Raw genomic sequence first — 20,949 nt, forward strand, 5'->3', positions numbered from 1 at the left:
GGGTTCTCCCTGTTCGGACTGCGCAAGCCTGCGGAGCAGGACTCCCGCGAGAAGCCGGAGCAGGAGCAACAGCCGCAACAAACCCAGCGCCCCAATGTGCGCGTGGCCAGCGGCGACCTGTTCAACGGCATGGACGATGACGACCTTGAAATTCCGGCTTTCCTGCGCCGTCAGGCCAACTGATCGCCGGCAACAGGATCACAGTGTTGAAAGCCCGGGCCCTCGCGCCCGGGCTTTTGCATGTCCGGGGCGGTTAAGCGGGCGTAACAATGCGCAACCAAGCTTTATTTGATGGTCTGGCGCCCCGCGGCTAGGTCCAGCGTTGTAGATGTGCGCGTTTTGCGCGCATTCGCCATGAGCCGCATGAGGTCGCACGCCATCATGATGTGGGAAAACACAATCGCTTCTCCGGCCATGATCGCCGGGCGCGGTCTGCATGACGGCGCGCCGGTGCGCATGACGCTGAAGCCCGCCGATCCGGGAACCGGGATCGTGTTTGTCCGCCGCGACCTTGGCGGCGACAACCGCATCGCCGTGCGCGCCGAAGCGGTGGGCGCGACCAATCTGGGCACGGTTCTGGAAAATGCGGACGGCGCGTCGGTCAGCACGGTCGAACATCTGATGGCCGCGCTCAGCGGTCTGTCCATCGACAATATCGTGATCGAGCTGGACAACCCGGAAGTGCCGTCCGTGGATGGATCCTCCGCGCCGTTCGTCTCGCTGCTTCAGCGCGCCGGCCTGCGCCGTCAGGGAACGCCGCGCCGCTATATCGAAGTGCGCAAGGAAATCGCTGTCGAACAGGACGGCAAGCGCGCGGTTCTCTCTCCCTGCGACCGGTTTGTTGTGGAAGTGGAGATCGAGTTCGATACCGACGCCATCGGCCGCCAGCGCGTGGTTTTCGATTCCGGCAAGCACCAGTTCGCCGACATGCTGGCCTCCGCCCGGACGTTCGGCTTCCTGCATGAGGTCGAGGCCCTGCACGCCGCAGGCCGGGCTCAGGGCGCCTCGCTGGAAAACAGCGTGGTGATCGATGGCGACCGCATCGTGAACGAGGACGGGCTTCGCTATGCCGATGAATTCGTCCGTCACAAGGCGCTGGACGCCATTGGCGATCTTTATCTGGCCGGCGCGCCGATTCTGGGCCGGTTCTCCGGTTTCAAGACGGGCCACGGCATGAATAATAAGGTTCTGCGCGCGCTTCTGGCCGACAAAACGGCCTGGCGCTGGCGTGAACTTGCGGCTGAAAACGCCACAGCGCGCGATAAAGCTGTCTAATTGATCGCGTGAATGCGGCTCAGCGCTTTCTCCCTGCCGATCATTTGGCTACAAACCTGTTTCGCGAAATGGATTTGACGCCCGCCATATGAACACGCAGGACTCACCGCGTATGACGCTCTACCACAGATTCGCCGCCCTCTTTGCCCTTGTGACGCTCGCTGCGTGCGCTTCGGACGATCCCGAAATCGCCTATGTGGAGCGTCCGGTGGAGACGCTCTATCTGGAGGCGCACGATACGCTGGAGGAACGCCGCTACGACGAAGCCGCCGCGCGGTTCGACGAAGTGGAGCGTCAGCATCCCTATTCGGAATGGGCGCGCCGTTCGATGCTCATGGCTGCTTTCGCCAATTATCAGGCAAACCGGTACAATGAAGCCATCGCGGATGCGGAGCGTTTCATCAATCTGCACCCGGGCAACCAGTCCGCGCCCTACGCCTATTACCTGATCGCCCAGTGCCATTTTGAGCGCATCCTTGATGTCGGGCGGGACCAGGGCCACACCCAGCGCGCGCTGGACGCCCTGCAACAGGTCGTGCGCCGTTACCCGGACAGCGACTATGCCCGCGACGCCCGCCTGAAGATCGACATGACGCGCGATCAGCTGGCCGGCAAAGAAATGTCGATCGGCCGCTTTTATCTCAAGAACGGCCAGACGCTGGCCGCGATCAACCGCTTCAAGGCCGTGATCAATGATTACGAGACCACGACCCATACGCCGGAAGCCATGCACCGCCTGGTGGAATCCTATGTCAGCCTCGGCGTGAACGAGGAAGCGCGTCAGGTCGCCTCGGTGCTCGGCTATAACTATCCGGGCAGCCCCTGGTATGAAGACAGCTACGAGCTGCTGACCGATCGCGGCATCGCTGCGCCGGACGCCAATGCGCCGGACGGCGAGCGGGACGGGAATTTCCTGACCCGCGCTTTCGGGCGAATCTTCTAGTAAGCTTGCCGGCCTTTTCACCAGTGAGGGGCGGCGGTCGCAAATGCTGACCTCGCTTTCCATAAGAAACATCGTGCTGATCGACCGGGCGGACATAGAGTTCGACGCCGGTCTGGGCGCCCTGACGGGCGAAACCGGCGCGGGCAAATCCATTATTCTGGATGCGCTGGGCCTGGCGACCGGCCAGCGTGCCGACAAGGCGCTGGTCCGCGGCGATGACACCGCGACGGCGACAGCCATGTTCGCTCTGGCCGATGATCACCCCGCCCGCGCCATTCTGGACGAAGGCGGTTTCGCGCTGGATGGCGGCGAACTGATCCTGCGCCGCACCCTCAACGCCGATGGCCGCAGCCGCGCTTTCGTCAATGACGAACCGGCCAGCGTCGGCCTGCTCAAACAGATCGGCGAGTCGCTGGTGGAGGTTCACGGCCAGCATGACGGCCGCGGCCTGCTCGACCCCCGGACCCACCGCGGTCTGCTGGACGCCTATGGCGGCCATGACAAACAGATCGGGGCCGTGCGCGCCGCCTATGACCTGCTGGCGGACGCCCGGAAGAAGGCGGAGGCGCTGGAGGAGTCGCGCGGCCGCGCCGAAGCCGAACGCGACTATCTCGAACACGCCGCGGCGGAACTGGACCGGCTGGACCCGCAAACGGGCGAGGAGCAGAAGCTGGCGGACGAACGCGCCTTTCTGGGCGCCGCCGAGAAATCGCTCAGCGACCTGCAGGAAGCCTCCGAGGCGCTGACCGGCGGGCAGGGCATGGAAGACCGCCTCAACCACGCCCTCGCCAGTCTGGAGCGCATTGTCGCCAAGCTTCCGGAGGGCGAGGAGGATGAAACCGGCCCAGGCGCCGCTATCCGCCGCGCCACGGCCGCGCTGGAGCGTGCGGTTATCGAGGCGGGCGAGGCGCGCAACGCCGTCGAAGACGCCGCCCGCACCTTTGAATTCGAGCCCGACCGTCTGGAAAAGGTGGAGGAGCGACTGTTCGCCCTGCGCGCCGCCGCGCGCAAGCATCAGGTGGAAGTCGATGACCTGCCGTCCCTGCGCAAGGACATCACCGAAAAACTGGCCCTGATCGAGGATTCCGGCGCCGCCGCCGCCAATGCGGAGAAGGCGCTGAAAGAAGCCGCCGAACGTTATGACGCCGCCGCGGCCGCGCTGACCAAGGCGCGCGAGGCCGCGGCGAAGAAGCTGGACAAGGCCGTGGCAAAGGAACTGCCCCCGCTGAAGCTGGACAAGGCCACGTTCGCCACCCGTATCGACCCGGCGGAGCGGGATGGCGCGGACGGCCGCGACCGGATCCGGTTCGAGGCCTCGACCAATCCCGGCTCGAAACCCGGCCCGCTGGACCAGATCGCCTCGGGCGGCGAACTTTCCCGTTTCTCTCTGGCTATCAAGGCCGCTCTGGCCGAGACCAACGCCATCGCCACCATGATCTTTGACGAGGTGGACCAGGGCGTTGGCGGCGCCGTAGCGGACGCGGTGGGCCGCCGGCTGAAGGCGCTGTCGGAGACCGGTCAGGTGATCGTCGTCACCCATTCGCCGCAGGTCGCCGCCCGCGCCGATCATCACTGGCGGATCGAGAAGAAGGACGCGAAAGGCGCCACGCTCACCTCCGTCACCCCGCTGGATGACGCCGAGCGTGATGAGGAAGTCGCCCGCATGCTCGCCGGCGCCGAGATCACGGACGAGGCCCGCGCCGCCGCCCGCAAGCTGAGGGCCGCCGACGCATGAGCGTGGAAGACAAACCCGCCGAGGACCTGACCCCGCAGGAGGCGGAAGCCGAACTCAAACGGCTGGCCGATGAAATCGCCGCCCATGACCGCGCCTATTACCAGAAAGACGCGCCCGCCGTTTCCGACGCCGAGTACGACGCCTTGCGCCAGCGGAACGAGGCGATCGAGGCGCGCTTCCCGGACCTCGTCCGCCCTGACAGCCCGTCGCAAAAGGTTGGCGCCGCGCCCGCCAGTGGTTTCGCGGAGGCGAAACACCTCCAGCAGATGTACTCGCTCGGCAACGCCTTCAGCGAGGATGATCTGTTCGAGTTCGCGGCCCGTGTCCGCCGTTTCCTCGGCATGGAGGAGGGCGCGAAGCTGGACCTCACCGCCGAGCCTAAGATCGATGGACTTTCGGCCAATCTCCGTTATCGCAACGGCAAGTTGGAGCTGGGCGCCACGCGCGGCGATGGCCGGGTGGGCGAGGACGTCACCGCCAATCTGAAAACGCTGGATGACATCCCGGAAAAGCTCTCCGGCAAGGGCTGGCCGGACCTGATCGAGGTGCGCGGCGAAATCTATCTCAGCCACGCCGATTTTGCCGCTCTCAATGAGCGGCAGGAGAAAGCGGGCAAACAGATCTACGCCAATCCGCGCAACGCCGCCGCCGGCTCCCTGCGCCAGATCGACCCCGCGAAGACCGCCGAGCGCCCCTTGCGTTTCTTCGCCTATGGCTGGGGCGAGGTGAGCGAGGCTGTGGCGGAAACCCAGTTCGACGGCGTGGCGAAGCTGAAAGACTGGGGCTTCCCGGTGAACCGCGACATGCGCCGCGTCTCCACGCCGGAAGACATGGTCGCCATCTATCGCGACCTTGAGGAGCAGCGCGCCGGTCTCGGCTATGACATCGACGGCGTGGTCTACAAGGTGGACGACCTCGCCCTCCAAGAGCGCTTGGGCTATGTCAGCCGCGCCCCGCGCTGGGCGGTCGCCATGAAATTCCCCCCCGAACAGGCGACAACCGAGCTGGAGCGGATCGAGATTCAGGTTGGCCGCACCGGCGCGCTCACCCCCGTCGCCAAGCTGAAGCCGGTTACGGTCGGCGGCGTCGTCGTCTCAAACGCCACGCTCCACAATGAAGACGAGATCGCCCGCAAGGACGTGCGCGAGGGCGACACCGTGATCGTCCAGCGCGCCGGCGACGTGATCCCGCAGGTCGTCCGCGTCACCAATCCGGACCGCAAGGGCCGCTCAAAGCCCTACAAGTTTCCCGACAAATGCCCGGTCTGCGACAGCCACGCCGTGCGCGAGGAGGGCGAAGCCGTCCGCCGCTGCACCGGCGGCCTCGTCTGCCGCGCGCAGGCGCTAGAGCGGCTGAAACATTTCGTCTCCCGTCAGGCTTTCGATATCGAGGGGCTGGGCGCGAAACAGATCGAGGCGTTCTTCGACGAAGGCTGGGTGCGCGAACCGGCCGATATATACCGCCTGCCGGAGCACAAGGGCGATCTGGAAGAGCGCGAGGGCTATGGCGAAACCTCCGTCCGCAACCTCATGCGCGCGGTGGAGGACGCCAGGACCATCCAGCTTGCCCGCCTGATCTACGCTCTCGGCGTCCGCCATGTCGGCGAGGTGACGGCCCAGAAGCTGGCCGGCTACGCGGAGAGCTGGGACGCCTTCCACAAGGCCGTCAACGCCGCCGCCAGGGCCCGTCCCGGCAAGGCTTATATGGAAGTCCTGACGGTTGATCGCGTGGGTGAAATCACCGCCAACAAGCTGCTGGCCGCCTTCAGGGACGGCGCGCCGGAGCGACCGGAGACCATCGGCGAACTGGATCAGGAAATCGCCGCCCTGCGTCTCAATATTTCCCAGCCCGCCCGCGCGGCGCTGGCCGCCCATTACGGCGCCTGGGACGCCTTCGCCGCCGCCATGACCGAGGCCGCCGCCCAGACGCCGGGCGAGGCCTTCCGCGAACTCGCCGATATCGACTCCGTCGGCCCGGTCGCCGTCGAGGCGCTGATCGAGTTTTTCACCGAACCGCGCAACGCCGATGCGGTGGAGCGCCTGCTCGATCACCTGACCGTGGAGGCCGCCGAGCGCCCGGCGGAGGATTCGCCTGTCGCCGGCAAGACGGTCGTTTTCACCGGCAGCCTTGAGCGTATGACGCGGGATGAGGCCAAGGCCCGGGCGCAGGCGTTGGGCGCGAAGGTCTCCGGCTCCGTCTCCAAGAAGACCGACATCCTCGTTGCCGGCCCGGGCGCAGGTTCAAAGCTGACCAAGGCCAAGGATCTGGGCGTCGAGGTGATGGACGAGGACGCCTGGCTGGCGCTGATCGGCGGGTGACCAACCGCCCTTATCCGCCGCCCAAACATGTCTCCGAAGACCGGGACGCAATGATCGATCTCGTCCGCCGCTTCCCCTTCGCGACGCTGGCGAGCGCGGGCGATCCGCCCGCCGTCACCCACCTGCCGGTAATCTGGGCGCCGGACGGGGAGGGGCGCACCCTCTGGACGCATCTCGACCGCGCCAACCCGCAAACGCCGCTGCTGGACGACAAGCCGGTCACCGTCGTCGTCCGCGGCCCCGACGCCTATATGTCGCCGGAGCTGTTCGAGGGCGATTATTTCCCGACCTGGAATTACGTGATCGTGGAGTGCGCCGGAACCGCGCGACTGCTGCAGGACGACGCGCAGCAGCGCGCGATCCTGGACGCCATGGCGGCGGCTTTCGAAGGGCTTTACGGGAAGACTTTCTCCCTTGCCGGGAAAGAGAAAGCGGTGGCCCGCCTGCTGCCGCTTATCACGGGCGTAGAAATCACGGTCGAGCGTATGACCGGACGTTTCAAGCTGTTGCAGGATCGTCCGGAATCCGAACGCGAAACCGCGCTGGCCGCCTTTGAACGCCGTCCCGGGCTGGATGCGGCCTTCCGCGAACAACTCCGCAAGCTCTCGGGCCTGTAAAAAGCGGCCTTGCCGTGCCGATTGCTGAAGGCCTGATCCCGGCATAAATTCATGCCATGACGTCGCCCTCTGACGACATTATCGGCCTGTATGAACGAAACGCGGCGTCGTGGGACGCGGATCGGCGGCGCGCTCGCCCGCAGGGAGAAGCGGACTGGATTCGTCGTTTCATGCGCCTGGCCGAGCCTGAATCGCAATTGCTTGATCTGGGATGCGGCGCCGGAGAGCCCATCGTTCCCGATCTTCTCGCCGGCGGATATTCGGTTACAGGCATCGATTCATCGCCTTCGCTGATTGCGTTGTGCAAACAGCGTTTTCCGGATCAGAACTGGCTTGCCGCAGACATGCGCCAACTGGATCTTGAATGCCGTTTTGGCGGGCTTCTCGCGTGGCACAGCCTGTTCCACCTGACGCCGCCGGATCAGCAGAAGATGTTTCCGGTATTCGCCAGACTGGCCGCGCCTGGCGCGCCTCTGATGTTCACGAGCGGGGACCGGCGGAATGTCAGCGTCGGAAATTGGCGCGGCGAGGCGCTCTATCACGCCAGCCTGGATGCCGGAGAATACGAGGTTCTTCTAAGGGACAACGGCTTCGGGCTGGTTGAGCACATGGTTGATGACGCCAGGTGCGGTGGCGCGACTGTCTGGCTGGCCCAAAAACTGCCTGCCTGAATTAAAGCCGCGCCAGCGGACGCTAGTCCGCCCGCCGCCATTCCAGCATGGGCGAAGACCGCTCCACCACGATTTCCAGCGCCGCTTCCAGCTGGCTGAAGCTGTCCAGAACGCATTCCCGGTCGTCCATGGTCAGGTTCAGATCGGACCGTTCCACGTCGGTCAGAACCGTGCAGTCCCCGAACCAGAACAGCGCCACGCCGCCGCGCTGCGGCCGCATCGCCAGATACATGTAGCTGTCATCGCCTTCTTCCCAGACCTGGGCGGCGTAAAGCCCGCGCCTGATCTGTTTCAGGCGCATGAAGGACCCCTCGTCATCGGGGTCCTCGGCGATCAGGTAATCGCCATCCCGGATGACGACGACGGCGCGGCCGTCGAATTCCGGCTCGTCGCCGTCTTCCAGTTCATATTGTTCGTAATCGCCCGCGCGAAGGGGCGCCGCCCCTTCGCCGGACAGGATCAGCGGCGCTTCGCTGACCAGACAGGCGCTGACCAGCAGCGCCGCAATGCCGGCTAGACCGGCGCGCAAACCTCTTCGAGCCATGACCGGACCTCCCCGTCCAGAAGCGGGCCGATCTCGGCGGCGACGCGCGCGTGATAGGCGTTCAGCCACGCCCGCTCGTCGTCCGAAAGCAGCGCCGGTTCGATCAGGTTACGATCAATTGGGGCCAAAGTGAGGGTCTCGAAGCCCAGCATGGGCCGGTCGCCGCCCGGAATGGTCTCCGGTTCGGTGACATATTGCAGGTTCTCGATCCGGATGCCGAACTCGCCGGCCTTGTAGTAGCCCGGCTCGTTGGAAACGATCATGCCCGCTTTCAGCGGCACGGGGCTGGACCCCTTGGCGATGCGCTGCGGCCCTTCATGGACGCCCAGATAGGCCCCGACGCCGTGGCCGGTGCCGTGATCATAGTCCAGGCCCGCTTCCCAGATCGGCGCCCGCGCCAGCGCGTCCAGCGCCATGCCGGACGTGCCTTCCGGGAACCGGATGACGCTCAGCGCGATATGGCCCTTCAGCACCCGCGTAAAGCGGTTGCGCATCTCGTCGGTCGGCTCGCCCACCGGCATGGTGCGGGTGATATCGGTCGTGCCGTCCGGATATTGTCCGCCGGAATCGACCAGGTAGAGCGTGCCTTTTTCGATCTTCAGGTTGGACGCCTCGTTTACCCGGTAATGGGGTAGGGCGCCGTGCTCGCCAAAGCCGGAAATCGTCTCGAAGCTGATGTCTTTCAGCCCCTCGGCGTTCTCGCGCCGGATCTCTTCCAGCTTCTGTGCGCAGGTGATTTCGTCCAGCTGGCCCTTCGGCGCTTCGTGGGCGAACCAGTGCAGGAACCGGGTGACGGCCGCGCCGTCGCGGCGATGGGCCGCTTTCGATCCCTCGATCTCCGCCTTGTTCTTGCAGGCCTTGGGCAGGGCCACCGGGTCGTCGCCGCGCACGACGGCCGCGCCAGCGTTTTCCAGCGCCGTGAAGTGCCAGGCCGAGGCCGTCGCCGGGTCGACCAGCACCTTCTTGCCTTTCAGCGTGGAAAGCGTGGTTTCGAACGCCGATTCCTCGTGAATGGAAACCTGATTGCCCAGATGCGACCGCACCTCGTCCGTCACCTTGGCCGGATTGACGAACAGATCGGTTTCGCCGGCCTTGCGGATGATGACGGTGGCCAGCGGCAGCGGCGAATGCGCCACGTCGCCGCCGCGAATGTTCAGCAGCCACGCGATGGAGGGCGGGGCGGTCAGCACGGCCGCGTCCGCGCCCTCATCGGCGATCCCTTCGCCAATGCTCTCGCGCTTCTCGGCGTGGTCCACGCCCGCCTTGTCCAGCGGCTGGACGGTAATGGTCTCCGCCGGTTGGCCCGGGCGGTCTTCCCACACCGTATCCAGCGGGTTCGTGTCCTGCGCGACCAGTTCAATATTGCGGTGGCCGGCGGCTTTCTCCAGGGTTTTCAGCCCGTCCGGCGAATGTAGACGCGGGTCATAGCCCAGCTTCGCGCCTTCCGGGGCCTTGCGGCGCAACCAGGTCGCGATGCCGTTATTGGCAAGGTCCTCGTATCCGAACAGCTCCGGATCGGTCTGTTCGCGCACCTGCAGCGTATAGCGCCCGTCTGCAAACATGATCGCGGAATCGTTCAGGATGACGGCCGCGCCGGCGGAGCCGGTAAACCCGGTCAGCCAGGCCAGCCGGTCATTGGCGGCGGGCAGATACTCATTCTGGTACTCGTCCTCGTGCGGGACGATGAAACCGTCGAGATTGCGGCGCGCCAGTTCCTCTCGGAGGGCCGGCACGTTCTGGCGGCCAAACGCCGGGCCGCCTTTAACTTCAAACTTCTGAAACATGCGCGAAATCTAGTGACGGCCCCGGCGCGAAGCAATGTTTGTGGGCGGCCATGCGGATGCATGCATTTATGCATGGCTGGATTCGAAACCTGTCACTTCAAGTACAGGCGAAAGCGGCGCATATCCGCGCGTGTCACGACGGTGTCACCGTTTTGAAACAAAAATGAAAAGAAAGGTCGCTCCATGTCCACGCAAGACGTCCAGTTCCATATGGCCGCCCAGTCCATGCACGAAGCCGAACAGAAACGCCTGAAAACCGCCCGCCGCCGCGGTCTGCGCCGGTCCAAGCGTATTCTCGGTGTCGGCTGATTGGCCGTGCAACGCCGCGTACAAAAAGGGCGCTCCTGACCGGGAGCGCCCTTTTTGATTCCAGGGTCCGGCCTTACGCGTCCGGCGCCGGTTTCCGCATAACCAGCGTGGCCCAGTCATCAATGGATTCGCTGGCTTCCTGCGCCAGTCCGGCCTGCTCATAGGCCTCCCGCACTTGGTCCTCCTGCTGCACCAGCAAACCGGACAGGATTACCCGCCCGCCCGGTTTCAGCGCCTGTGCCACGTGACGGGCCAGTTCCGTCAACGGTCCGGCCAGTATATTGGCGAAGATCAGGTCATAGGGCGCGCGCGCGGCAATCTCCGGCGCGTCAAACCCTTCCGCCGTAACCGCCTCGATCCGGTCTTTCAGATTGTTCAGCTCGGCGTTTTCCAGCGTCACCTCGACCGCAACCGGGTCGATATCGCTGGCCACGACCACGGCGTCCGTTGTCTCGGCCGCCGCAATGGCCAGCGTTCCCGCGCCGCAGCCCAGATCCAGTATCCGCTCGAAGCTGTCTCCGGCGGTCAGCATCTCGTCAAAGGCCATCAGGCAGCCGCGCGTCGTGCCGTGATGCCCGGTTCCAAACGCCTGTCCGGCTTCAATCAGGATCGGCGTCTGGCCTTGCGGGATCTTGTCCAGGTCATGACGCCCGTGCACCGTGAAGCGCCCGGCGGAAACCGGCGGCAGCCCCTCCAGCGACATGGCGATCCAGTCCTGCTCGGGCAGGGGGCCTAACATCACGTCCGCATCGCCCTGGCTAAGCCCCGCCTCGCCCAGGAAGGCGTTCGGGTCCGGCGCGTCCTCGAAAAGGGCCTCCAGCCGCGCCGTACCGGCCGTTTCGTCCACGACAAAAAGGCTCAGCGACAGTGCGACCGGCGGATCGATAAGGTTCAGGCGCTGGTAGGCGGCGTCCAGCCTGCGCCGGTCGCCAAGCGCCTCCAGTTTCCAGATAGTCATTGTGCTTGAACGTCTTCCAGTTGTGAAAATCCTGCGCGGGCGCACAGATTGGGGCACAGCGCGCCGCGCGGGCAAAGGGTCTGGCTGAACTCGCCCGTCGCCACAACAGGCGCGCCCTCCAGCGTTTCATAAAGGGCGTACTGCTCTGGCGTCAGGCGGATGGCGATGGCCCGGCCGCGATCGGTCAGGCAGGCCTGCCCGCCCATCATGGAAAACGCGCCCGGCACCGAAATCAGCCGCCCCGCAAAGACGCCCGGCTCGTCCGCCAGCTCGGCCAGCGTCACCGGGTCGCCCGCGAAGTCCACTTCGCCGGCCGCGATCATGTCCGCCATGCGGTTTCGCGTCTCGGCGCAGGCGGCCATCGCCAGAACCGTCGCTAGGATAAGCGCCGCGCGGATCATCCGGCGTCTTTCTCTTGCGCGCGCTTCATCGCCGGGCGGTCGGTGCAGCGCGCGCCATAGGCTTCCGCTGCCGGCCAGATCTCGAACAGGCCGCTTTGCGAGAGGAAAACCAGCGTCCCGCCGACCAGTAAATCGGCCGCCGTGAAGTGGTCCGTCACCAGCCAGCCTTCTTCCGGGATTTCTGTTTTCAGCGTGTTCAGCATCCGGTCAAAATCACCCCAGCCGACCATGCCCTGCCGTTCCGCTTTCCAGCCCATGGCCTTCTGGATGAAGGCTGGCTCCATCACGCCCGCCATGAAGAAAAGCCAGCGGTAATAGGCGCCGCGTTTGGGGTCTCCGATGGCCGGAGCCAGCTTCTTCTCCGGGAATTTGTCGGCCAGATAGGCGCAGATCGCCGCCGATTCCGTAATGACAACGCCCTCATCGACCAGCGCCGGGACCTTGCCCATCGGATTCTCTTTCAGGAAATGGGCGGGCTTTTCGCCCTCCATGATCTTCACGATCTCCATTTCGTAATCGGCGCCGCATTCTTCCAGCATCCAGACCGCGCGGCTCGAACGCGTCTGCGGGCAATGATATAGCTTCATGGGCATCTCCTCCTGACCGGCAGACTAACGCGGCAGGTCCCGGTTCGCGACCGGTTTTCAGCCTGCATCGTTCAGGATTTCACGCGCATAGGGGCTTTTTCCGGCGGCGTTTTCCAGCCATTTCAGGCCCTTTCCGATCTCTCCCGCCATGGTCCGGCGCGCTTCGTCCAGCCGCTGGCGGCGCAGATCGGCCGAATAGCCGTGCTCGGTCGCCTTGGAATAACGGTTCATCACGGGGCCGTTCACCGCCTCCCGGATCGCGTTTTCGCCCGGATTCATGTCGAAATGGGCCGCGATCCGGCTCAGAATTGCTTGCGGGTCGGCCAGAAACGCCTCGAAATCGACGTCCAGAGCACGGGTTTTCAAGCCATCGCTGTGCAACAATCTCCACTGGCTTTCCCGCTCGATCAGCCAGGCCATCGCCGCCAGTTCACCGACGCTCAGGGCGTGCATGGGCGGGGTCACATCGCCGAATGCGGCAATTGTCCGCCGCACCCGGTCCGGCCCGAAGCCGCGCAGATCGATCGGTGAATTTTCTCCGGCCAGCAGCGTCGCTAGATACGGCTCCGGCTTCAGGTTCAGGCACAGCGCCTTGGACGAAGCCCTTGATTTCAGCAGGTCTTCGCCAATCCGCCCGGCATGGCTGGTCGCCTTCACAACGGGCTGTTGCCCGTCCCGCCAGCGCCGCGCCCAGACGCCCATCATCGCGTCCCGGATGCGTCCGTATTCCGCCTCGGAGACCAGCGAGTCCGGCTTGCCAACCTTGTCGTAAAGCTCGGCCAGGGTCAGCAGCGCCCAGGGCTCGCGAAGGCCAAACCCGCCCACCTCGTCCAGCAGGCGAGAGATGAGGGTGGAGCCGGTATGCCCCTGGTGGATGATGAAGTGAACGGGCCGCCTTTCCCCGGCGTTTTCAACCGCTTCCAGAACCCGGAACAGCGGAATCGGCGCGCCGAGGCGTTCGGGCGTGGCCAGCGCCTCGGTCAGGAAGCTGGCGTCTCGGTAATCCGCCTCGCTCATCCCGATCACCACCGCGGCCTCGCGATACGGGTCCAGCTGCAGGACATGCAGCTCCGGGCTGGCCGCGAAATTCGGGAAGGCGGCGCGCAGATATTGCTGGCTCTGAAGGTCGCCGACCGCCATTAGCGAGCCTCGTCCGCGCCGAGTTCTTCAAGGATAATCGCCCTTATATCCGCCCATGCGGGGGACAACGGATCGATCAGCTCGAAATGCCCGGCGCCGCTCATCACCTCGGTGGTCACGGGGTCGCCCGCGCCGTCCGCCGCCGCGCCGTATCCGTCGCCGAACGGGCTGGGCACGATGGGGTCCAGCGCGCCGGAAACGATCACCTGTTCCACTCCGATGGGCAGCATCTCCGCCGGGGACGTGTCGCCATAGCGCCCGCCCACCAGCTCATCCACGGTCTCCGGCTCGCCGCAGCGCCCCGGCCCGTTTTCGCGATAGGCGTTCAGATCATTGATCCCGGCCAGCGTCACCACCGCGTCCGGGACCAGCGGGTCTTCGGCATGTAGCGGGCTGTCATCCCCGATCCCGCCGCGGGCCGCCGCCCACAGCGCCAGGTGCCCGCCGGCCGAATGGCCCGTGAACACAAGCCGGTCGAGGTCCAGCGGATAATCCTCGGCTATCCCGCGCAGCGCGTCGGCCGCCGCGGCGGTGTCCAGAAACGTCCCCGGATAGCCGCCGCCCTCATGGCCCAGCCGCCTGTATTCGATATTCCACACCGCCACGCCGTGATCGCGCAGGTCCGCCACGATATAGTCCATCAGGATCGTGCCCGGAATCTCGGCCAGCCAGCAGCCGCCATGCACCATCATCACTGTGGGGAAGGGGCCATCGCCCTCTAGCAGCCACAGCTCACCGAACTGCTGCTCGCCCTCGCCATAGGCGATTTTCGCGTCTGCCTTCTCGCGCGGGCGTTCAAGCAACTGGTCCCAGCTAATCGGGCGTTCGCCCGCATGCGGGTCTTCCGGCAGGGCAGTTTCCGCCGGCGCGGGGTCCGGTTCAGAGGGAACAGGGGCGGGGGGCGCGTCCTGACAGGCGGTCAGGGCAAGGGCGGCCAAGGCGGCGAGTCGCAGGGTCATGCCGCCAGCCTCACGCCCGGCCGCCAAAAATCAAGCCGCTTCCACGAAGCTGGCGATGACTTTCTTGCGGCCCGTATGATCGAAATTCACGTCAAGCTTCGCGCCGTCCACCGACACCACGTCGCCATAACCGAACTTGTCGTGGAACACGCGCGTGCCCGGCCGGAAGCGCGCCTCGCCGGGGTCGGAGGACGCCATCAGCGTCGCTTCCGCCTCGATGGTCGGCGGCTTGGCGCGGTCGCGGCCTTTGGCGGCCTGCATGCGGCGCCAGCCCGGGCTGGAATAGCTGGAATCGAAGGTCTCGACATTTTCCTTCAGGCCGCCGAAGCCGGGGCCGGAGTCGAAATAATTGGTCTGGCTTTCCGCATCGACATGTTCGGGCGGCAACTCGTCGATAAAGCGGGACGGGATCACCGCCTGCCAGCGGCCATAGATCTGCCGGTTCGCGGCGAACCAGATCATCGCCCGCTCCCGCGCCCGCGTGATGCCGACATAGGCCAGCCGCCGCTCTTCCTCCAGCGCGCTCATACCGCCTTCGTCCAGCGACCGCTGGGACGGGAACACGCCTTCTTCCCAGCCGGGCAGCATGACCAGCGGGAACTCCAGACCCTTGGCGCTGTGCAGCGTCATCAGGGAGACCTCGTCTTCCTCCTCCTGCCGGTCCGCGTCGGTCAGCAGGGAGACGTGCTCCAGATAGGCTTCCAGCGTGTCATACTCGCCCATGGAGCGGACGAGTTCCTTGAGGTTGTCCAGCCGCCCCGCCGCCTGCGGGCTCTTGTCCTCGCGCCACATCGCCGTGTAGCCGGACTCGTCCAGCACCGTCTCGGCCAGCTCGTCATGCTTGGCCGTCTCGGCCAGCACGCGCCAGCGGTCGACATCCTTGAGAAGCGCGGAAAGCCCGGCCCGCGCCGGTCCCTTGATCTCATCGGTCTGGAGAAGCAGGCGCGTCGCCTCGGTCAGCGGCACGCGCATTTCCCGCGCCGTGCGCTGCAGTTTCTGAACGGTCGTCGCGCCAACGCCGCGCTTGGGCGTGTTGACGATCCGCTCGAACGCCAGATCGTCCTCGTCCTGCCGCACCAGCCTCAAATAGGCGTGCGCGTCGCGGATCTCCGCGCGTTCGAAGAAGCGCGGGCCGCCTACCACGCGATAGGGCAGGCCGGTCATGATGAAGCGGTCTTCAAACGCCCGCATCTGCCAGGAGGCGCGGACCAGAACCGCCACGTCGCTATAGGGCCGCTTGTGGCTGACCCAGTTCTCGATCTCCTCGGCGATGGCGCGGGCCTCGGCCTCGCCGTCCCACACGCCGCGCACCTGAACCTTCTCGCCGCCCTGATCGTCGGTCCAGAGTTCTTTCCCCAGCCGCGATTTGTTGGAGGCGATCAGGCCCGACGCGGCGGAGAGGATATGCTGGGTGGAGCGGTAATTGCGCTCCAGCCGGATCACTTTCGCGCCCGGGAAATCTTTCTCGAAGCGCAGGATGTTATCCACCTCCGCCCCGCGCCAGCCATAGATGGACTGGTCGTCATCGCCCACCACGCAGAGATTTTTCGACCCCTGCGCCAGAAAGCGCAGCCACAGATACTGGGCGACGTTGGTGTCCTGATACTCGTCCACCAGCAGGTAGCGGAACCTGGCGTGGTAATCTTTCAGGACATCCGGATTGTTCTGGAAGATCGTCAGATTGTGCAGCAGCAGGTCGCCGAAATCCGCGGCGTTCAGCACGCCCAGACGGTCCTGATAGATCTTGTAGAGGTCCTTGCCGCGCCCGTTGGCGAAGGCATAGGCGTCTTCCTCGCTCACACGGTCCGGCGTCAGCCCGCGGTTTTTCCAGCCATCGACCAGCGACGCGAAATAGCGCGGCGTCCAGCGCTTCTCGTCGATATTTTCCGCTTGCAGGATCTGCTTGATAAGGCGGATCTGATCGTCGGTGTCCAGAATGGTGAAGCTGGGTTTCAAATCCACCAGTTCCGCATGCCGGCGCAATATCTGCGCGGCGATGGAATGGAAGGTGCCCAGCCAGGGCAGTCCCTCGACCGCCTCGCCGATCAGCTCGCCCACCCGGGCGCGCATCTCCCGCGCCGCCTTGTTGGTGAAGGTGACCGACAGAATCTCCCACGGCCGCGCGCGCCCGGTGTTCAGGATATGCGCCAGCCGCGTGGTCAGCGCCCGCGTCTTGCCCGTGCCCGCGCCCGCCAGCAGCAGCACCGGCCCGTCCAGCGTCTCCACGGCCTCCCGCTGCTCCGGGTTCAGCCCGTTCATATAGGGTGGCGCGGCGCTGGCCCGCTGTGAAATGGAAAGTGAATTCGTCACGACGCGTCATCATGTAGCGACTCGCACGAAACGTGAACAGTGAAGCGTGCAGGGATAAGCGGGGGAGTTTGCGGAGGAAGTTGCGTCAGGCTCGACCCCGCCTTCGAGACGCCCTGCCGGGCTCCTCAGGCTAAGGTTTGGGTGTGAGGTTCTTGTTTTCTTCGCCCTTTCTATCACCCTTCCCCTGAGGAGCCGCGCCTTCAGGCGCGGCGTCTCGAAGGGCGGGGAAGGGGACCAACCGGAATTTATCAGACCGGGTTCTCATTCAGGCCATACTCTCCGGCGCTCGTCATAGAAAACCGGAATCATTGCCGCAGGGCCGGAACAGGCCCATCTTCAAAGGCGTTCAAGAGTTTAACTCTGACTGACAGGTGACACGTCATGCCCAACCCGATCACCAAATCCCTCTACAAGTTCGCCCGCAACGCGCTGCCCGAGATTTCCGAGACTGAACAGGCGGCGCTGGAGGCTGGCGGATTGTGGTTCGACGCCGAGATTTTTTCCGGCAATCCGGACTGGAGCGTGTTGCGCGAAGCGCCCGGCTACACGCTGACCGAAGCCGAGCAGGCCTTCATCGACGGCCCCGTCGAGGAGCTGTGCAATATGCTCGACCCGTGGGAGATCGAGTACGAGCGCAAGGACCTGCCGCCGGAAGTCTGGGATTTCATTCGTCAGAACAAGTTCTTCGGGATGATCATTCCGGAGGAATATGGCGGTCTGGGCTTTTCCGCGCTCTGTCATTCGGAGGTGATCCGCAAGCTGTCCTCGCGCAGCGGCACGGGCGCGGTCAGCGTCATGGTTCCGAACTCGCTCGGCCCGGGCGAACTGCTGATGCATTTCGGTACGGACGAGCAGAAGAATTACTGGCTGCCGCGGCTGGCCGGGGGCGAGGAAATTCCCTGTTTCGGCCTGACTGAAACCGCCGCCGGCTCCGACGCCGGGGCCATGGAATCGGTCGGCGTTGTCGAGAAAGCCACGGTGGACGGCAAGGAAACGCTGGGCATCCGTCTGAATTTCAACAAGCGCTATATCACGCTCGGCCCCATCGCGACCGTCATGGGCGTCGCTTTCAAGCTGGAGGATCCGGACGGCCTGTTGGGCGACCAGAAGGATATCGGCATCACGCTGGCGCTGATCCCGTCCGACACGCCGGGCGTGACCCACGGCAAGCGGCATTTCCCCTCGCGGCAGGCGTTCCAGAACGGACCGCTGGAGGGCAAGGACGTCTTCGTGCCGCTGGACTGGATTATCGGCGGCCAGGAATATGCCGGGCAGGGCTGGATGATGCTGATGTCGGCGCTGTCGGTCGGCCGCGGCATCTCGCTGCCGTCGCAATCGGCCGCCGGGGCCAGCCTGGCGCTGGCGACCACCGGCGCCTATGCGCGCTGCCGTCATCAATTCAATATTTCCATCGCGGAGTTCGAGGGCGTGCAGGAGCGCATCGCCGCGCTGGCCGCGCACGCCTACCAGCTGGACGCCGCGCGCCGCGTCACCGCCCGCGCGGTGGACGAGGGGCATGCGCCCTCCGTTCTCTCCGCCATCGTCAAGGCGCACGCCACCTATCGCCTGCGCGAGGCGACCAATGACGCGATGGACGTTCACGCCGGCAAGGCCGTGATCGATGGTCCGAAGAACTATCTGGGCGACCTTTACCGCGCCGTGCCGGTGGCCATCACGGTGGAAGGCGCGAACATCCTGACCCGCAACCTGATGATCTTCGGTCAGGGCGCGATCCGCGCGCACCCCTATCTGCTGGACGAGATCATGGCCGCCAGCGATGAGGACGAGAAAGCGGGGCTGGAAAAGTTCAGCCAGACCATCTGGAAACACGCCGGTCATCAGGCCGCGACCTTCTTCCGCGCGTTCGCGCGGTCATGGACGGGCGGGGCCAGCGCGCCCTATCCGGACGGGGCCGACGATCTGAAGCATCATTACAAGCAGCTCGGTCGCTATTCCTCCGTGCTGGCCTTCGTCAGTGAAATTGCGCTGGTGCATCTGGGCGGCGCGCTGAAGCGCAAGGAATTTATCTCCGCCCGTCTCGGCGACATTCTCAGCGAGGTTTACCTGCTCTCCTGCGCCCTCAAACGGTTCGAGGAAGACGGCAAGCCGCGCGAGGACCGCCCGGTCCTGGGCTATGTCATGCAGGCCGGCTATCAGCGGATCGAGCAGCGCCTGTCCGAGGTGATCGACAATTATCCCTCGCGCCTGTTGGCCGGAATCATGCGTTTCACAGCGCCGGCCTCGGGCAAGAATGGCCGCGCGCCGGACGACCAGCTGGCGCAGCGCGTCTCCAATCTGGTGACGACGGATACCGAAACGCGCACCCGCCTGATGCAGGGTCTCTATATCGGTTCGGTCGAATCCTCAGAGGTCGCGAGGCTGGAGCGCGCCTTCAAGGCGGTTACCGCCGCAGAGCCGCTCTACCGCAAGCGCCGTCATGACGAGGCGCTGACAGAGGCGGAGACCCGCCAGCTGGAGGAAGCGGAAGGCTTCGTCCGCGAGATTGTCGAGGTGGATTCCTTTGATCCGGAAGTGCTGACCGGGGTTTCCGGCGCCCCCGCCGCGAAACATGCGGCGGAATAGGCGGCTTCAGGCCACAGGCGTTCCGGCGCGGCAGGCCTCGATAAAGGCCTCGCCGTGCTGGCCCGGGGCCGGATACCATTTCAGCTCGCCCGCCGCGTTCACGCGCACCGGGTCGGCGGAGGTCATCAAATCCGTGAAGGCCTCACCCTCGGCGGTCGTTTCGGTGACGCAGCGCGGTCCGACCTGTGCGTCTTCGCAATGGATGCGCCCGCCAATATCGGCGCGCCCGGCCTCGCCGGACAGGCGGATCGGGCTTTCGGCGCCGTCCGTTTCGCTGTCGGTGTTGAAATAGGTGAAGTCATATTCGCCCGGCTGGTCCGCGCAGGTCACCATGATGATGATCCAGTCGGTGTTCTCCACGCCGAACGCCAGCCGCTTGGGCGGCGCGTCCGCATCGGTCACCGCGACCCAGCCAAAGCCTTCCTCGACCCAGGCGAGATCCGGCTGAAGCTCGGTGCCGTCCGGCGCGGTCTGGGCGCAGGCGGTCAGGCCCATAAGGGCGGCGGAAAGAGAGATGACGGATGATTTCATGACAGTCCCCCCAGGATTGGACATGAGGGGTAACGCGGAACTAGCGCGTTCGTTCGATATGCGCGTCGACCAGCGCCTTGTTATAGGCCAGCAGGGCGTCGGTGCGGCTGATATGCCCGGTCACCGGCTCCGCCCCGCCGCGGCGCTTCACGGCGGCGGAATCGATGTCCTCGGCCTCCATGAGGGCCAGCGCCCGGCCCAGCGAGTCATCCTCGTAAAGATGCGCGCCTTCGGAGCTTTTCTCCGCCTCGTTGCGGGAGACCGGATTCATCACCTCCCGCACCCGCACGGTCTGGAGAATGATCCGCTGCGGCCCTTCGGCCAGCTTGTAGCCGTGGTTTTCGATCTGCTTCTGGAACACCGATCCGCCCATCACCGACTGTACGATCACCGTGGCGATGGAGACCGCGACCAGCATGGCGGCCCCGGCCTCGTAGGACTGCGTCAGCTCGAACACGATCAGCGTTGTCGATATCGGCGCGCCCAGAACCGCGCCCGCCACCGCGCCCATGCCGATGACGGCGAAGAAGGTCTCGCCCGCCGTCGCCAGCGGCGTCTGGTCGACAATGCCGCCGAAGGCCGCGCCGACCATCGCCCCGATGAAAATGGAAGGCGAGAACACGCCGCCGCCGAAGCGGAAGCCCAGCGTGATCGTGGTGGCGATCAGCTTGGCGGCAATCAGGGCCAGCAGGAAGCCGATGGAAAACTCGCCCGCGATGGCCTCCGTCGTCGCCTCGTACCCGACGCCAAGGATGTCCGGCATCCATATGCCCATCAGGCCGATCAGAACGCCGCCAAACGTCGGCAGCGCCCACAAAGGCAAGGCCAGCCTGTCGGCGGTTCCGGAAAGCCAGGCCGGAACGGCCAGAGTCAGCCGCATGAAGGCCATGGCCGCCAGCGCGGCCAGAAAGCCCAGAAGCGCGGCCAGCGGAAAATCGGTCAGCATGGTTTCCGGCAAGGGCGGGATGGAAAACGTGACCTGGTCGCCCAGATGCGCCCGCGTGGCGACGGAGGCGGCGAGTGAGGAAATCGCCACCGGCGCGATCACGCGCAGCGCGTAATGGCCCAGCACGACCTCCAGCGCGAACAGGACGCCGGCGATGGGCGCGTCGAACGAGGCGGCGATCGCCGCGGACACGCCGCAGGCCAGCAGGGTGCGCGCCGCGCGCGGCGGCAGGCCCAGACCTTCGGCCACCAGCGCGCCCAGACCGCCGCCAATATGCACGGCCGGGCCTTCACGCCCGGCGCTGGCGCCGCCGCCCAGAGAGACCGCCGCGATGACGG

The 20,949-nt window shown here is 65.4% G+C and carries 18 protein-coding genes and 1 pseudogene; 9 read left to right on the forward strand and 10 right to left on the reverse strand.

From position 1 onward, the window contains the following. The 7 genes and pseudogenes from H2040_RS12020 to H2040_RS12050 all read left to right on the forward strand — a co-directional run. Positions 1-183 (forward strand): annotated as a pseudogene (locus H2040_RS12020) (cell division protein FtsZ); the annotation flags it as partial. Positions 184-354: 171 nt separating this feature from the next. Next, positions 355-1,275: a UDP-3-O-acyl-N-acetylglucosamine deacetylase gene (lpxC, locus tag H2040_RS12025; RefSeq protein WP_241762219.1), complete on the forward strand. Its 921-nt coding sequence runs from the start codon at positions 355-357 to the stop codon at positions 1,273-1,275. A gap of 112 nt (positions 1,276-1,387) precedes the next feature. Then, positions 1,388-2,218 carry an outer membrane protein assembly factor BamD gene (locus H2040_RS12030; RefSeq protein WP_287157655.1) on the forward strand — a complete coding sequence of 277 codons (831 nt, stop codon included), beginning with the start codon at positions 1,388-1,390 and terminating at the stop codon, positions 2,216-2,218. Between the two features lie 43 nt (positions 2,219-2,261). Further along, on the forward strand, positions 2,262-3,953 hold the full coding sequence (recN, locus tag H2040_RS12035) for a DNA repair protein RecN (protein WP_287157657.1): 1,692 nt from the start codon (positions 2,262-2,264) through the stop codon (positions 3,951-3,953). Positions 3,954-3,955: 2 nt separating this feature from the next. Continuing rightward, entirely contained in the window at positions 3,956-6,271 is a 2,316-nt protein-coding gene (ligA, locus tag H2040_RS12040; RefSeq protein ID WP_502709337.1) for an NAD-dependent DNA ligase LigA, read from the forward strand. Continuing rightward, on the forward strand, positions 6,268-6,888 hold the full coding sequence (locus tag H2040_RS12045; RefSeq protein WP_287157660.1) for an FMN-binding negative transcriptional regulator: 621 nt from the start codon (positions 6,268-6,270) through the stop codon (positions 6,886-6,888). The genes ligA and H2040_RS12045 overlap by 4 nt, the downstream gene beginning before the upstream one ends. A gap of 56 nt (positions 6,889-6,944) precedes the next feature. Continuing rightward, positions 6,945-7,559: a class I SAM-dependent methyltransferase gene (locus H2040_RS12050; protein WP_287157662.1), complete on the forward strand. Its 615-nt coding sequence runs from the start codon at positions 6,945-6,947 to the stop codon at positions 7,557-7,559. Positions 7,560-7,581: 22 nt separating this feature from the next. Here H2040_RS12050 and H2040_RS12055 read toward each other — a convergent pair whose 3' ends face one another. Then, positions 7,582-8,103 carry a hypothetical protein gene (locus H2040_RS12055; RefSeq protein WP_287157664.1) on the reverse strand — a complete coding sequence of 174 codons (522 nt, stop codon included), beginning with the start codon at positions 8,101-8,103 and terminating at the stop codon, positions 7,582-7,584. Beyond that, positions 8,073-9,887, reverse strand: a complete 1,815-nt coding sequence (locus tag H2040_RS12060) for an aminopeptidase P family protein (RefSeq protein WP_287157666.1) — start codon at positions 9,885-9,887, stop codon at positions 8,073-8,075. The genes H2040_RS12055 and H2040_RS12060 overlap by 31 nt, the downstream gene beginning before the upstream one ends. A 183-nt stretch (positions 9,888-10,070) precedes the next feature. Here H2040_RS12060 and H2040_RS12065 point away from each other — a divergent pair, with 183 nt between their 5' ends. Beyond that, entirely contained in the window at positions 10,071-10,196 is a 126-nt protein-coding gene (locus tag H2040_RS12065; protein WP_277813407.1) for a hypothetical protein, read from the forward strand. Between the two features lie 73 nt (positions 10,197-10,269). Here the strand turns inward: H2040_RS12065 and H2040_RS12070 are convergent, their stop codons facing one another. Genes H2040_RS12070 through H2040_RS12095 form a run of 6 tightly spaced genes read right to left on the reverse strand, consistent with a single transcriptional unit; the run spans position 10,270 to position 16,500 of the window. Further along, positions 10,270-11,154 carry a 50S ribosomal protein L11 methyltransferase gene (locus H2040_RS12070; protein ID WP_287157669.1) on the reverse strand — a complete coding sequence of 295 codons (885 nt, stop codon included), beginning with the start codon at positions 11,152-11,154 and terminating at the stop codon, positions 10,270-10,272. Beyond that, positions 11,151-11,555 carry a hypothetical protein gene (locus H2040_RS12075; RefSeq protein WP_287157671.1) on the reverse strand — a complete coding sequence of 135 codons (405 nt, stop codon included), beginning with the start codon at positions 11,553-11,555 and terminating at the stop codon, positions 11,151-11,153. Before H2040_RS12075 ends, H2040_RS12070 begins: the two co-directional genes overlap by 4 nt. Further along, positions 11,552-12,142 (reverse strand): glutathione S-transferase family protein, encoded by a 591-nt coding sequence (locus H2040_RS12080; protein WP_287157673.1) that lies wholly within the window; start codon positions 12,140-12,142, stop codon positions 11,552-11,554. Before H2040_RS12080 ends, H2040_RS12075 begins: the two co-directional genes overlap by 4 nt. Before the next feature lie 57 nt (positions 12,143-12,199). Next, positions 12,200-13,282, reverse strand: coding sequence for a hypothetical protein (locus tag H2040_RS12085; RefSeq protein ID WP_287157675.1), 1,083 nt, complete (start codon positions 13,280-13,282; stop codon positions 12,200-12,202). Continuing rightward, the gene (locus H2040_RS12090) at positions 13,282-14,241 is read right to left on the reverse strand and encodes an alpha/beta hydrolase (RefSeq protein WP_287157677.1); all 960 of its coding nucleotides are present in this window, start codon (positions 14,239-14,241) and stop codon (positions 13,282-13,284) included. The genes H2040_RS12085 and H2040_RS12090 overlap by 1 nt, the downstream gene beginning before the upstream one ends. A 30-nt stretch (positions 14,242-14,271) precedes the next feature. After that, positions 14,272-16,500 (reverse strand): ATP-dependent helicase, encoded by a 2,229-nt coding sequence (locus H2040_RS12095; RefSeq protein WP_353844852.1) that lies wholly within the window; start codon positions 16,498-16,500, stop codon positions 14,272-14,274. 432 nt (positions 16,501-16,932) lie between these two features. Here H2040_RS12095 and H2040_RS12100 point away from each other — a divergent pair, with 432 nt between their 5' ends. After that, entirely contained in the window at positions 16,933-19,134 is a 2,202-nt protein-coding gene (locus H2040_RS12100) for an acyl-CoA dehydrogenase (protein WP_287157682.1), read from the forward strand. 6 nt (positions 19,135-19,140) lie between these two features. Here the strand turns inward: H2040_RS12100 and H2040_RS12105 are convergent, their stop codons facing one another. Together H2040_RS12105 and H2040_RS12110 are read right to left on the reverse strand one after the other, a co-directional pair. Next, positions 19,141-19,665 carry a hypothetical protein gene (locus H2040_RS12105; RefSeq protein WP_287157684.1) on the reverse strand — a complete coding sequence of 175 codons (525 nt, stop codon included), beginning with the start codon at positions 19,663-19,665 and terminating at the stop codon, positions 19,141-19,143. Positions 19,666-19,705: 40 nt separating this feature from the next. Further along, a partial coding sequence (locus H2040_RS12110) for a chloride channel protein (protein ID WP_287157686.1) occupies positions 19,706-20,949 on the reverse strand: 1,244 nt, incomplete at its 5' end.

This window comes from Euryhalocaulis sp. (assembly GCF_013911995.1).
Taxonomy (GTDB): domain Bacteria; phylum Pseudomonadota; class Alphaproteobacteria; order Caulobacterales; family Maricaulaceae; genus Euryhalocaulis; species Euryhalocaulis caribicus.